General features: G+C 33.2%; 15 protein-coding genes. 13 read left to right on the top strand and 2 right to left on the bottom strand.

Going from position 1 to position 12,512, the window contains the following annotated elements; all coding sequences use genetic code 11:
• From K7G79_RS01355 to hisIE, 11 genes are all read left to right on the top strand, one after another.
• Complete coding sequence (locus tag K7G79_RS01355; protein ID WP_223548412.1) at window positions 1–816, top strand: prohibitin family protein; 816 nt, start codon at window positions 1–3, stop codon at window positions 814–816.
• A gap of 145 nt (window positions 817–961) precedes the next feature.
• Window positions 962–1,669, top strand: a complete 708-nt coding sequence (locus K7G79_RS01360; protein WP_223548414.1) for a LytTR family DNA-binding domain-containing protein — start codon at window positions 962–964, stop codon at window positions 1,667–1,669.
• A gap of 117 nt (window positions 1,670–1,786) precedes the next feature.
• Window positions 1,787–2,161, top strand: coding sequence for a hypothetical protein (locus K7G79_RS01365; protein ID WP_223548415.1), 375 nt, complete (start codon window positions 1,787–1,789; stop codon window positions 2,159–2,161).
• A gap of 415 nt (window positions 2,162–2,576) precedes the next feature.
• Window positions 2,577–3,434 (top strand): ATP phosphoribosyltransferase, encoded by an 858-nt coding sequence (hisG, locus tag K7G79_RS01370; protein ID WP_223548417.1) that lies wholly within the window; start codon window positions 2,577–2,579, stop codon window positions 3,432–3,434.
• 1 nt (window position 3,435) lies between these two features.
• Window positions 3,436–4,716 carry a histidinol dehydrogenase gene (gene hisD, locus K7G79_RS01375; protein WP_223548418.1) on the top strand — a complete coding sequence of 427 codons (1,281 nt, stop codon included), beginning with the start codon at window positions 3,436–3,438 and terminating at the stop codon, window positions 4,714–4,716.
• 40 nt (window positions 4,717–4,756) lie between these two features.
• Entirely contained in the window at window positions 4,757–5,791 is a 1,035-nt protein-coding gene (gene hisC, locus K7G79_RS01380; protein ID WP_223548420.1) for a histidinol-phosphate transaminase, read from the top strand.
• Window positions 5,792–6,925 (top strand): bifunctional histidinol-phosphatase/imidazoleglycerol-phosphate dehydratase HisB, encoded by a 1,134-nt coding sequence (gene hisB / locus K7G79_RS01385; protein WP_223548421.1) that lies wholly within the window; start codon window positions 5,792–5,794, stop codon window positions 6,923–6,925.
• Window positions 6,926–6,996: 71 nt separating this feature from the next.
• Window positions 6,997–7,578 (top strand): imidazole glycerol phosphate synthase subunit HisH, encoded by a 582-nt coding sequence (gene hisH, locus K7G79_RS01390; protein WP_223548423.1) that lies wholly within the window; start codon window positions 6,997–6,999, stop codon window positions 7,576–7,578.
• Between the two features lie 91 nt (window positions 7,579–7,669).
• Entirely contained in the window at window positions 7,670–8,404 is a 735-nt protein-coding gene (hisA, locus tag K7G79_RS01395) for a 1-(5-phosphoribosyl)-5-[(5-phosphoribosylamino)methylideneamino]imidazole-4-carboxamide isomerase (RefSeq protein WP_223548425.1), read from the top strand.
• Between the two features lie 133 nt (window positions 8,405–8,537).
• The gene (hisF, locus tag K7G79_RS01400) at window positions 8,538–9,293 is read left to right on the top strand and encodes an imidazole glycerol phosphate synthase subunit HisF (protein WP_223548427.1); all 756 of its coding nucleotides are present in this window, start codon (window positions 8,538–8,540) and stop codon (window positions 9,291–9,293) included.
• Window positions 9,294–9,341: 48 nt separating this feature from the next.
• A complete protein-coding gene (gene hisIE / locus K7G79_RS01405) occupies window positions 9,342–9,959 on the top strand; it encodes a bifunctional phosphoribosyl-AMP cyclohydrolase/phosphoribosyl-ATP diphosphatase HisIE (protein WP_223548429.1) in 618 nt (205 codons plus the stop codon).
• Window positions 9,960–10,024: 65 nt separating this feature from the next.
• Here the strand turns inward: hisIE and K7G79_RS01410 are convergent, their stop codons facing one another.
• Window positions 10,025–10,462 carry a hypothetical protein gene (locus tag K7G79_RS01410; protein WP_223548431.1) on the bottom strand — a complete coding sequence of 146 codons (438 nt, stop codon included), beginning with the start codon at window positions 10,460–10,462 and terminating at the stop codon, window positions 10,025–10,027.
• A 99-nt stretch (window positions 10,463–10,561) separates the two neighbouring features.
• Here K7G79_RS01410 and K7G79_RS01415 point away from each other — a divergent pair, with 99 nt between their 5' ends.
• A complete protein-coding gene (locus K7G79_RS01415) occupies window positions 10,562–11,338 on the top strand; it encodes a tRNA pseudouridine(38-40) synthase TruA (protein WP_223548433.1) in 777 nt (258 codons plus the stop codon).
• Window positions 11,339–11,411: 73 nt separating this feature from the next.
• The gene (locus K7G79_RS01420) at window positions 11,412–12,089 is read left to right on the top strand and encodes a DUF2461 domain-containing protein (RefSeq protein ID WP_223548434.1); all 678 of its coding nucleotides are present in this window, start codon (window positions 11,412–11,414) and stop codon (window positions 12,087–12,089) included.
• Between the two features lie 5 nt (window positions 12,090–12,094).
• Here the strand turns inward: K7G79_RS01420 and K7G79_RS01425 are convergent, their stop codons facing one another.
• On the bottom strand, window positions 12,095–12,511 hold the full coding sequence (locus K7G79_RS01425) for a glyoxalase (RefSeq protein ID WP_223548436.1): 417 nt from the start codon (window positions 12,509–12,511) through the stop codon (window positions 12,095–12,097).
• Window position 12,512 lies beyond the last annotated feature (1 nt).

Consider the following 12,512-nt stretch of genomic DNA (forward strand, 5'->3'; position numbering starts at 1 on the left):
ATGGAAAAATTACCAAAAGTTGCCTTACCTTTTATAATAGGCACAATCATTTTAATTATAGTATTAGCTAAATCTGCTGTAACTATAGATGCTGGACATGCAGGAGTCTTATATGAAACGTTAAGTAATGGTGTAGATCCCGAAAAAGATGCTTTGGGACCAGGTTTTCATATTATTGCTCCTTGGAATAGAGTTATTGATTATGAAACCCGTCAACAAGAAGTTCCAGAAGCAATGTCTGTACTTTCATCTAATGGTTTGGATATTAAATTGGATGCATCTGTTCTATACGAACCTGACGTCAAGAATTTGGGAAGGTTACATAATGAAAAAGGAGAAAGTTACTTAAAAAGGGTTTTACAACCTGCTGTTCGTAGTGCGGCACGTAGTGTTGTTGGTCGTTATACTCCAGAGCAATTATATTCCAGTAAACGTGACGCCATTCAAGAAGAGATATTTTTAGAAACCAAGAATATTGTAGAAAGCCAATATATTCAACTTAACAATATCTTAATTCGAGATGTAACACTTCCACCTACTATTAAAGAGGCTATTGAACGTAAGCTAAAGCAGGAACAAGAATCTTTAGAATATGAATTTAGATTGGTTACTGCATCAAAAGAAGCTGAAAAACAACGTATTGAAGCGCAAGGAAAGGCCGATGCCAATAAAATTTTAAGTGCATCACTTACCGATAAAATTTTACAGGATAAAGGCATAGAGGCCACTATAAAACTATCAGAATCAGCTAATAGCAAAGTTATTGTTATAGGTTCAGGAGATTCAGGGATGCCTATTATTTTAGGGAATCAATAAGCAAATCAGTGTTTATTTAGTATTTGATAGAGATTCCCTGGAAGTAATGATGTGGACTTCATTTACCTTATTGAACAAAAACTGGCAAAAACTTTTCTTGATAAGTTTTTGCCTTGTTTTTAGTGTGCTATTTTTGAATGTTTTTGTGCCTTATAATATTAATTTATGGGAGGACGATAAGGGCGTTGATCAATTTATAAGACTTTCTAAATTTTCTGCAATTGGTATTTCTGTTTTAGCTTTCTCACAATTTGTACTTAGAAAACTGTTTGGAATCAAAAAATTTAGTCTAGTAGAATTTGTGTTTTGGGTGTTTTTTGAAATAACGTTAATGGCTTTTGTGTTATCGCTTATTTACCAATATGACGGAGTAGTGTTTTGGCCTTTTTTTCTTGAATGTCTCCATTATGCATCATTAGTAATTATAATTCCATATACAATTGCACTACTTATAATTTATGTAATTCAGCTAAGGCAAAAGCGAAACATAAAAAGTAATTTGTCAAACATTACAAATTTAATTGGTATTCCAGATGAAAATAATGCTGTTAAACTATCCATACCTCTAAACAGTTTATTGTATTTTGAATCGGCAGACAATTATGTGGCTGTCAATTATATTGACGACAATAAGGTGAAAAAGAAACTTATTCGAAATACACTAAAAAACCTAGAAATAATTTTGGATAATGCAATTGTTAAAAGGTGTCATAGGTCATATATTGTTAATCTAAAAAACATTAAGCTCATAGAAAAAGTCTCTGGAAAGTTTTTAATTCATGTAAAAAACAGTAACGTAGTCATCCCTATATCTGCCAATTATATCCCACAATTTAAAATGCATATGTATTAGGGAATCTATTTATCCCATAATATTCTTTTTTGTCCCTATTTTTTCGTGTTAACACATTGGTTGCATAATTTTGGATGGAATAATGAAATAAAATATAAAATAGTAACTTAATTAATTATGAAAAAAAATCTTTTTGTATTAGTAGTAATAGCATTTCTTTTTTGTTTTAAAACAAATGCCCAAGAGTCATTAAAAAATTTTGAAGGCCCATGGGTGTATACATGTAACGATGCTCCTTATGGATACCAATCGGGAACATTAATAATTGAACACAAAGAGAATAAATACATCGTTAAAGTTGTATATGAAGATGGAAGTGTCGTTAATGCACAATCATTAAAAGTAGAAAATGACATTTTTTATTTTAATGTCAATGTAGAAAATGAATCAGTCGATGTTCAATTGAAGAAAGAAGGGGATAAGTTAAAAGGAAAAGCAATAAATAATTATGGTGAAGAATTAATGTTAACCGCAGTAAAAAAGGTTAAATAATTGATAGGTTTGTTAAATGAACTATTTTCATTGATAACCCTTAAAAATAACTATTAGATATATGTTTATTTAAATATTTTTAGTTTGTGGCCTTATTTAATGTTTAAGTGCTAAAAAAAACAATCGAGAATTGCTTATTTTTAAAATAATAAAAAATGTATCCATAATATTTGGTATTGTTTACTATTATTATTGATATTTGTATATATAAATCAATGTAATGACTTTTATTCATGTGCACCATCATTTTCTAATTTGCTCTCAAGCGAAGTGAAGATGTATTGAATAAATTCAACATATTTTTAACCCGTTTGAGACCATCAAACGGGTTTTTTATTTCTTATTGTTTTACAATTTGAAATAGTCTTCACCCAAGTGAAGATTTCATAATATATATAAACTCAACAAAATACAAATGAGTAAGCTAAGAATTGCAGTACAAAAATCGGGTCGATTGAATGAAGATTCGATGCAAATTTTAAAAGATATCGGTATTTCTATTGATAACGGTAAAGACCAGTTAAAAGCCTCGGCTAGAAATTTTCCTGTAGAAGTATTTTATTTAAGAAATAGTGATATACCACAATACCTAAAAGATGGCGTTGTAGATGCTGCCATTATAGGTGAAAATGTTTTGATAGAAAAAGGAGAAGACATAGAAATAGCTGAAAAATTGGGGTTTTCAAAATGTCGTGTATGTATAGCGGTTCCAAAATCTGTAAAATACAATAGTATAAAAGATTTAGAGGGCAAGCGTATTGCAACTTCCTATCCAAATACAGTTCAGGACTTTTTGAAAAAAGAGAGGGTTGATGCTAACCTTCACATTATCAACGGTTCTGTTGAAATTGCACCAAATATTGGTTTGGCTGATGCCATTTGTGATATTGTATCAAGTGGAAGTACATTGTTTAAAAACAACCTTAAAGAGGTTGAAACCATTTTAAAATCTGAAGCCGTTTTAGCTGTTTCTCCTCTTTTAAGTGATGATAAACAACCTATTTTACAAACAGTTCAATTTAGAATACAATCAGTTCTAAAAGGGAGAAATTCACGGTACGTTTTATTAAATGCCCCTAATGATAAGTTACAGGATATTATTAATGTGCTTCCGGGTATGAAAAGCCCAACAGTTCTACCACTGGCAGAAGAAGGTTGGAGTTCTGTTCATTCTGTAATTAGTAAAAATGAATTTTGGAATGTTATTGATGATTTAAAGGCTAAAGGCGCTCAAGGCATCTTAGTTTGTCCTATAGAAAAAATGGTATTGTAGTATGCAAGTAATAGAAAACCCAAAACGTGCAAGTTGGTCAGAAATTTTAAAACGTCCTACACAAACAATTAATGATATTGAAGGTGTTGTTAATGAGATTTTTCAGGATGTTGAGAAAAATGGTGACTCTGCTATTCAGCATTACACCCAGCGGTTTGATGGGGTGTTCATACAAAACAATTTGGTTTCGGTTGAAGAGATTGAAGCAGCTAGCAATAGCGTATCAAAACAACTAAAGGATGCTATTAAGCAAGCCAAGCAAAACATTGAAATCTTTCATGCTGCGCAAAAAACAGCTAAGGTAGAAATTGAAACTACTATTGGCGTGCAATGTTGGCAGGAAAAAAGACCCATTGAGCATGTTGGTTTATATATTCCAGGTGGTACGGCACCATTATTTTCAACGGTATTAATGTTGGCTGTTCCTGCGAAATTAGCTGGTTGTAAAGAAATAGTTCTATGTTCTCCACCTAATAAATCGGGCAAAGTGGCCCCTGAGATTTTATACACAGCATCATTGTGTGGCGTAACTAAAATTTTTAAGGTAGGTGGTATACAAGCTATTGCAGCATTAACTTTTGGTACAGATTCCATACCTCAAGTATATAAAATTTTTGGTCCAGGAAACCAGTTTGTGACTGTGGCAAAACAACTTGCAACAAAATATGGTGTAGCCATCGATATGCCTGCTGGACCAAGTGAATTGTTGGTTGTTGCCGATGGCTTAGCCAACGCATCATATATTGCTTCAGATTTGTTAAGTCAGGCCGAACACGGTACAGATAGTCAGGTTATTTTGGTGTCTACATCCAAACATTTAATTTTTGATGTTTCAAAAGAGCTTGAAAAGCAATTAGAGTTTCTTCCACGTAAAGCAATAGCTAAAAAAGCCATTGCAAACTCAAAGCTTATTTATATCGAAAATGATGAATTAGCTTTAAAACTAATTAATACTTACGGACCAGAGCACTTTATTATTTGTACAAGTAATGAAGGTTTTTACATAAATGGTATTACTAATGCAGGTTCGGTTTTTATAGGTAATTATACACCAGAAAGTGCTGGTGATTATGCGTCGGGAACTAACCATACCTTACCAACTAACGGATTCAGTAAGGCTTACTCTGGAGTGAATTTAGATAGTTTTTTAAAGAGTATGACCTTTCAAAAAATAACGAAAGAGGGTATTTTAAATATTGGGAAAACAATAGAATTAATGGCCGAAGCCGAAGGGTTGCAAGCTCATAAAAATGCTGTAACCATTCGGTTAAAGGATTTATAAAAATAAATTTTCAGATCTATCTAATCTAATCTTTAATGATATGAATGTTTTAGATTTAATACGACCAAGTATAAAAACCATTAAGCCGTATTCATCGGCTAGGGATGAGTTTCAAGGGAATAATAATAATATGGTTTTTTTGGATGCCAATGAAAATCCTTTTGAAAATGGTATAAACCGTTATCCAGATCCGTTACAAAAAAAGGTCAAATCCTTGTTGTCTGAAATCAAAAAAATTCCACGAGAGCAAATTCTTTTGGGGAATGGCAGCGATGAAGTGTTGGATTTAATTTTTAGAACCTTTTGTGAGCCTAATCAAGATAATGTTATTAATTTGCCACCAACCTATGGCATGTATAGTGTATTGGCAAACATTAATGCAATTGGCATAAAAGAAGTTCAATTATCAGATGATTTTCAACCTCAGGTTGATAGAATTTTAGATATCGCCGATACCAACAGCAAATTATTATTTTTATGTTCGCCTAATAATCCATCTGCTAACAGTTTTTCATCAGAGTTAATAGAGCGATTATTAAATGAATTTCGAGGCATTGTAGTTATAGACGAGGCTTATATAGACTTTTCGCCCGAGCCTAGTTGGATTACCAAATTAGAAAAATATCCTAATTTAATTGTAACGCAAACACTTTCCAAAGCTTATGGTATGGCGGGTATCCGATTAGGTATTTGTTATGCTTCGACTAAGATCATTTCGGTTTTAAACACCATTAAGCCTCCATATAATGTTAATGAACTAACACAACAAAAAGCCATTGAACAATTGCAAAACAAGGATCAGACAGAGCAGCAAATACGGTCTATACTGGAACAGCGGGACTTTATGATTTCAGAATTGGGTAAAATTTCATTCGTTACCAAAATATATCCTTCCGATGCTAATTTTATACTCGTCAAAGTTGATAACGCAACTATGCGCTATAACCAATTGATTGATAAAGGCATAGTGGTTAGAAATAGAACTTCACAACCTGGTTGTGAAAATTGTTTGCGGTTTACCATTGGTACAAAGCAAGAGAACAATACATTAATAAAAACATTAAACTTGTTATAAATGAAACGTGTACTTTTTATAGATAGAGATGGTACTTTAATAAAAGAACCAGCAGACGAACAGGTTGATGCATTCGAAAAGTTAATATTCTATCCCATGGTATTTCAGTACTTGGGAAAGATATGTAAAGAACTGGATTATGAAATTGTTATGGTCACCAACCAAGATGGTTTGGGGACATTATCAAATCCAGCAGAAAAGTTTTGGCCCATTCATAATTTTGTAATGGATACCTTTAAGGGTGAAGGTATTGGGTTTAAGGAAGTGTATATTGATAAAACTTATGCCAAGGATAATGCACCTACCCGAAAACCTAACACCGGCTTGTTGACTAAGTTTTTTAATGATGAATATGATCTGGAAAACTCTTTCGTAATAGGGGATAGACTTACTGATATTGAGCTAGCCAAAAACTTAGGAGCTAGAGGAATATTTATAAACGATGATACGTATTTGGGAAATAACGAAATTACGGTTAAGCGTGAAGAACTAGACACTTATATTGCTCTTGAAACTAATGATTGGAAGAAAATTTATGAATTTTTAAAATTAGAGGATCGTGTTGCGGAAATTACCCGTAATACAAATGAAACGCAAATTTATATTAAACTGAACTTAGATGGTTCTGGAAATAACGAGATTAGTACCGGATTATCTTTTTTCGATCATATGTTGGATCAAATAGGACGTCATGGAGCAATGGATTTAACCATTAAGGTGAATGGAGATTTAGAAGTGGATGAACACCATACTATTGAGGATACCATGATTGCTTTGGGAGAAGTATTTCATAAAGCTTTAGGTAATAAATTGGGTATAGAGCGTTATGGTTTTTGTTTACCTATGGACGATTGTTTGGCTCAAATAGCCATAGATTTTGGCGGCAGAAATTGGTTAGAATGGGACGCTGAATTTAAGCGTGAAAAAATAGGAGATATGCCAACTGAAATGTTTTATCATTTGTTTAAATCGTTTACTGATGGAGCCAAGTGCAATTTGAATATAAAAGCCGAAGGAATCAATGAACATCATAAGATTGAAGCTATCTTTAAAGCTTTTGCAAAGGCGATAAAAATGGCCGTAAAAAGAGATGCCAATAAGATGTTTTTGCCAAGTACAAAAGGTATGCTGTAATATTTAAAAACCTAGTTTAACGATGCGCGATTTCAATGATCGTGCATCCGAAATCGTAAATATGCAATTAAGTGAAATTAGTTATTATAGATTATGGAGCCGGGAACATTAAAAGCATACAATTTGCTTTTAATCGCTTAGGTTATGATGCTTTTTTGTCCAATAATACTGAGGAAATCAAAGCCGCCGATAGAATAATTTTTCCAGGTGTTGGAGAAGCAAATTCTGCCATGAAAAAGCTTAAGGAAAGTAAGTTGGATGAATTAATACCAAGCCTTAAGCAACCTGTATTGGGCATTTGCTTGGGAATGCAACTCATGTGTCAATATACTGAGGAGGGTGATACAATAGGTTTGGGTATTTTTCAAACTAAGGTAAAACGGTTTTCCAATTCCGTTAAGGTACCACAAATGGGATGGAACGTGATTAAGGAGTTGAAATCGGATTTGTTTAAGGGTATCAAGGAAAATGAATACATGTATTTGGTACATAGTTTTTATGCCGAACATTGTAATGAAACCATTGCTGCTACCGATTATGGTATTAATTACGCTTCGGCTTTGCAACATGAAAATTTTTATGGAGTTCAGTTTCATCCAGAAAAGAGTAGTGTGGCAGGAGAGAAGATTTTAGATAATTTTTTAACACTCTAGAAACATACTTAACTAGTTTCAGTATCTTTTAAAATAAATTAATATTATTAAAACCCTGAAATAATCTTAGGGTCTATTAACAAGTTAATCAATGAGAATCATACCAGCAATAGATATCATAGAAGGTAAGTGCGTACGTCTAACCAAAGGAGATTATGACACCAAAAAAATATATAATGAAAATCCATTGGAAGTAGCCAAGCAGTTTGAAGATTCAGGGATTCGGTATTTGCATTTGGTTGATTTAGATGGTGCAAAAGCGCAACATATAATCAATTACAAGATCTTGGAACAAATCGCTTCCAAAACTAATTTAAAAATTGATTTTGGAGGTGGATTAAAAACCAATGAAGACTTGCACATTGCCTTTAATTCCGGAGCGAAACAAATTACAGGAGGAAGTATTGCTGTAAAAGACCCCAAAACTTTTGAGGGGTGGATATCAAAATACGGTTCAGTAAAAATTATATTGGGTGCAGATAGTGATCAGGGTAAGGTATCCATTAGTGGCTGGCAGGAACGAAGCAAAGAAGATATGATTCCGTTTATCAAGACCTATCAAGCAAAAAGCATTCAATATGTAATTTGCACCGATATTTCTAAAGATGGCATGCTGCAAGGGCCTTCTATCGATTTGTATAAGCAAATAATAACAGAATGTACCAATAGCAGTAGTGGACAATCTATTAAGTTAATTGCTTCGGGAGGTATTTCAAAAATAGATGAATTATCTATTTTAAAAGAGATTGGCTGTGAAGGAACCATAATAGGGAAGGCTATTTATGAAAATAAAATTAGTTTAAAGCAATTAGAAAAGTTTGTTTGACAATATAAGATAACCATAATATGAAATGGAATGGAATAATTAGCGCAATGGAAGTGTATCCTTAAACAGTTAGTATAAAAATAGATTACAGCCCTCTATTATTGGGGTTGCAATGCCATAAAATATAGAAGTTTTGCTTACAAAGAGAATCATACCTTGTTTAGATATTAAAGATGGACGTACCGTAAAAGGTGTCAATTTTGTTGATTTGAGAGATGCGGGAGATCCCGTTGTTCTTGCCAAGCAATATGCTGATTTGGGAGCAGATGAACTAGTGTTTTTAGATATTTCGGCTACTCTGGAAGAAAGAGCTACTGTATTGGACATGGTTTTGCATGTTGCCGAACAGGTTAATATTCCTTTTACAGTAGGTGGAGGTATTTCAAATGTAGAGCATGTTGATGCTTTATTGAAATGTGGTGCGGATAAAGTCTCTATTAATTCTTCTGCCATAAAACGTCCAGAATTAATAAATGAATTAGCCGATAAGTTTGGTAGCCAATGTGTGGTTGTAGCCATAGACGCCAAACAAATTGATGGAAAATGGAAGGTACATTTGGCAGGAGGCAGCATTCCAACAGAAATAGATTTATTTGATTGGGCCAAAGAAGTTGAAGAACGTGGTGCGGGTGAAATTTTGTTTACATCCATGGATCATGATGGTACTAAAAATGGATTTGCCAATAATGCACTTGCAAAGTTATCAGAAGAATTAAACATTCCGATTATAGCTTCTGGTGGAGCTGGAAACATTAAGCATTTTATTGATACCTTTAAAGAGGGTAAAGCTGATGCCGCTTTGGCAGCCAGTGTCTTTCATTTTGGGGAAATACCTATTCTAAAATTAAAACAAGAATTAAAAAAGAATAATATAGAAGTAAGATTGTAATTAAACCGTCTTACCTAATTTATTTAAGCATCTCAAAAATTAAGAACCATGACTATAAAATATGACGAAAATGGACTTGTTCCAGCCATTATTCAAGATGTCACAACCAAAAATGTGTTGATGCTTGGCTATATGAATGAATTAGCCTACCAAAAAACCATAGAAACTAAGCAAGTAACTTTTTTTAGTAGAAGTAAAAATCGACTATGGACAAAAGGTGAGGAAAGTGGTAATGTTTTGAATTTGGTGAGCATTAAAAACGACTGTGATAGCGACACGCTTTTAATTCAAGTCAATCCTGTTGGACCAACATGTCATACAGGTACAGATAACTGTTGGGGTGAAGAAAACAATTCTTCTTATGGTTTTTTCTCAACTTTAGAAGATGTGATAGCCGAACGCATTGCCAATAAAGACACCAAAAAATCTTATGTAGCGGGTTTGTTTGCAAAAGGCATTAATAAAATCGCCCAAAAAGTAGGGGAGGAAGCTGTAGAGACTGTAATAGAAGCTAAGGACAACAATGACGAATTGTTTTTATATGAATCGGCCGATTTGTTATTCCATTATCTCATGTTGCTTCAAGCCAAAGGCTTTACGCTAAAAGATATTGAAGCGGAGCTTAAAAGTAGACACAAATCGACGCTAAACGCTAGAAGCTGGTAGGAAACTAAAAAGGCATTAAACTAATTTGGAGTAATGCCTTTTATATTTCAAAAAATAGATATAGTCTATGAAATCCAACCTTTGGCAATGGCTTTTTTTGACAATAAAAGCAGTAAAACACCAATAAAGGGAATCATGATGGTCATAGTTATAACTGCTGGTCCATAAGTTATAGAGGAATCAGAAATAAAAAGATTGTGTAGCATCTGCACTATAATTCCTATTAGCGAAATTAAAAAAGCAATTTTAGCCCATTTTCTTCTCAGTAATAACCCAATGCAACCTAAAACACCACCCCAAACGGCAAATGCAAAGGCTGCTGTATACCAAGCAGGTAAATTGGTGAAAATCTCAAGCTCTTCTGCTGTGTATTGAGCTTTAAAACTATCGGTCATATAGGCTTGTCCAACATATTGCATAGCACCCATGGCATTCCATACAAGGGCTATAATAGTTGTTGGCCAAAACCAAAATGGAGGTTTAATCGTTGCTGAATCTGTCATAAATTATTAATATTTAGTTAGTGATAAAGGTTTTACAATTTATAAAATTTTTGTTTCAATAAATAAAAGAATGTACATTCGGTGAATCAAAAACGCAAAGTGAAAAAGTATTTTTACGTTATCTCTATTCAATATTTAGGCTACCGATTCCATGGTTGGCAAAAGCAGCCCGATGTAAAAACACTACACTTAATGGTAGACCGAACCTTTAACTACATTTTAGAAGGAAAGCCTTTTAAAACCCTCTGTGCCGGACGAACCGACGCCATGGTTTCGGCTGAATGTGCTGCTTTTGAATTATTTCTTGAAGAACCCATCGAAGATCAAGAAGCTTTTCTAGGTCTTTTTAATTACAATTTGCCACAGGACATTCGCGCGTTGAATATTGCTAAAGTTGATGAGAAATTCAATATCATACAACACTCAAAAGTTAAGGAATATAACTACCTGTTTGCTTATGGAGAAAAATGTCATCCATTTTGTGCGCCAATTATGACAACCATTTTAGATTATTTGGATATTGAAATAATGAAACAAGGAGCTAAATTATTTGAGGGAAAACATTATTTTAAATCATATTGCTATAAGCCAACCGATAATGGCGTTTATAATCGTGAGATTTTATTATCCGAACTCTTAGAAAACACCATTTACAGTGCTAATTTTTTTCCAAAAAAATCATACCTATTTCGTGTAAAGGGGCAAGGTTTTATGCGTAACCAAATTCGTTTAATGATGGGGGCTTTAATTGACTTAGGTAAAGGAAAACTAACTATAGAAGATATTGAAAACAGTTTGCTTCCACATAGTAAAAGAAGAATGGAGTACATTGCCCCAGCTTCTGGGTTAATACTTAAGAACATTGATTTTTTGTAAACCAAAATGTTAACTTAACCATAATTATCCTAGTAAAATATAGACTTTTTGTATTTTAGAAAAAAATTCATTTATGAGCGTAACAGTACCAAAATCGGCATTAGATTTTTTTAAAAAATTAGAAAAAAACAATAATCGTGACTGGTTCAATGAAAATAAAAAAGAATTCAAGGTCATTGAAGCAGAAGTAAAACAGGTTTACAACACGGTGTTAGATAGCCTTAATAATCATGATGATATTGATAAGCTTAAAATGTTTCGCATCTATCGTGATGTAAGGTTTTCTAAAAACAAATTACCATACAAAACCCATTTTGGTGGGGCCTTTCACAGATCAAAACCTAAATTAAGAGGCGGTTATTATTTACATATTCAACCCAACAATGAGAGTTTTATTGCTACAGGTTTTTGGGAGCCAGAGCCAGTCGATTTATTGCGTATACGAAAAGAGTTTGAAATGGATGATGAAGAAATTAGGCAAATTATAAATGAAAAATCATTTAAAGCCATTTGGGGGAGCTTTGTGGGAGATGAAGTAAAGACTGCACCAAAAGGATTTAGCAAAGATCATAAAGCCATCGATTTAATAAAAAAGAAGCAATATATATTTGTTAAAAAGTTTACCGACATGGATGTATTGGATGTTAATTTTCTTAACGAAGTAGACCAAGCCTTCAAGGCCATTCGTCCATATTTTGATTATATGAGCGAGGTGTTGACTACTGATTTGAACGGAGTGTCCTTAATTTAACAAAATTAAACAGCAGTTAAATACTCAGGTTTTTCAAATAATTGAATATTGCTTAATAAGCGCTCCTTAACCAGGTTCATCATGCGTTTGTTCAAGGCTGAAGAATTTTCAATATAAATAGCGTATTCCTCCAATGTAAATTGCCCTATGACCATGCCTTTTAAAGAGTTTCTAAATTTCATGTCTTTGTGTATGGCATTTTCAATGTAGTCAATACGCTTTTCTAATGTTAATCCATAAAATACCGATTTGTGCTTAGCGATATAATTTCTAAAAACCACAATAAACAATTCCTCTTGTAGTTTAATTACTGGGCGTAGCACCAAATTCTGAAAACGCTCATCACTACTCATGCTGTCATTAATGGTAGCAGTTAACACCTCAGGTCTTGTCTGCTTTAGGTTAAGGTCTCTTGTGTTCATG

Source organism: Aestuariivivens sp. NBU2969 (assembly GCF_019931125.1).
Lineage (GTDB): Bacteria > Bacteroidota > Bacteroidia > Flavobacteriales > Flavobacteriaceae > Aestuariivivens > Aestuariivivens marinum.

What these genes read in the sequence shown, in the direction of transcription:
- K7G79_RS01355 (WP_223548412.1), top strand. Translation starts at nt 1, where the DNA reads ATGGAAAAATTACCAAAAGTTGCCTTACCTTTTATAATAGGCACAATC.
- K7G79_RS01365 (WP_223548415.1), top strand. Translation starts at nt 1,787, where the DNA reads ATGAAAAAAAATCTTTTTGTATTAGTAGTAATAGCATTTCTTTTTTGT.
- hisG (WP_223548417.1), top strand. Translation starts at nt 2,577, where the DNA reads ATGAGTAAGCTAAGAATTGCAGTACAAAAATCGGGTCGATTGAATGAA.
- hisD (WP_223548418.1), top strand. Translation starts at nt 3,436, where the DNA reads ATGCAAGTAATAGAAAACCCAAAACGTGCAAGTTGGTCAGAAATTTTA.
- hisC (WP_223548420.1), top strand. Translation starts at nt 4,757, where the DNA reads ATGAATGTTTTAGATTTAATACGACCAAGTATAAAAACCATTAAGCCG.
- hisB (WP_223548421.1), top strand. Translation starts at nt 5,792, where the DNA reads ATGAAACGTGTACTTTTTATAGATAGAGATGGTACTTTAATAAAAGAA.
- hisA (WP_223548425.1), top strand. Translation starts at nt 7,670, where the DNA reads ATGAGAATCATACCAGCAATAGATATCATAGAAGGTAAGTGCGTACGT.
- hisIE (WP_223548429.1), top strand. Translation starts at nt 9,342, where the DNA reads ATGACTATAAAATATGACGAAAATGGACTTGTTCCAGCCATTATTCAA.
- K7G79_RS01410 (WP_223548431.1), bottom strand. Translation starts at nt 10,462, where the DNA reads ATGACAGATTCAGCAACGATTAAACCTCCATTTTGGTTTTGGCCAACA.
- K7G79_RS01420 (WP_223548434.1), top strand. Translation starts at nt 11,412, where the DNA reads ATGAGCGTAACAGTACCAAAATCGGCATTAGATTTTTTTAAAAAATTA.
- K7G79_RS01425 (WP_223548436.1), bottom strand. Translation starts at nt 12,511, where the DNA reads ATGAACACAAGAGACCTTAACCTAAAGCAGACAAGACCTGAGGTGTTA.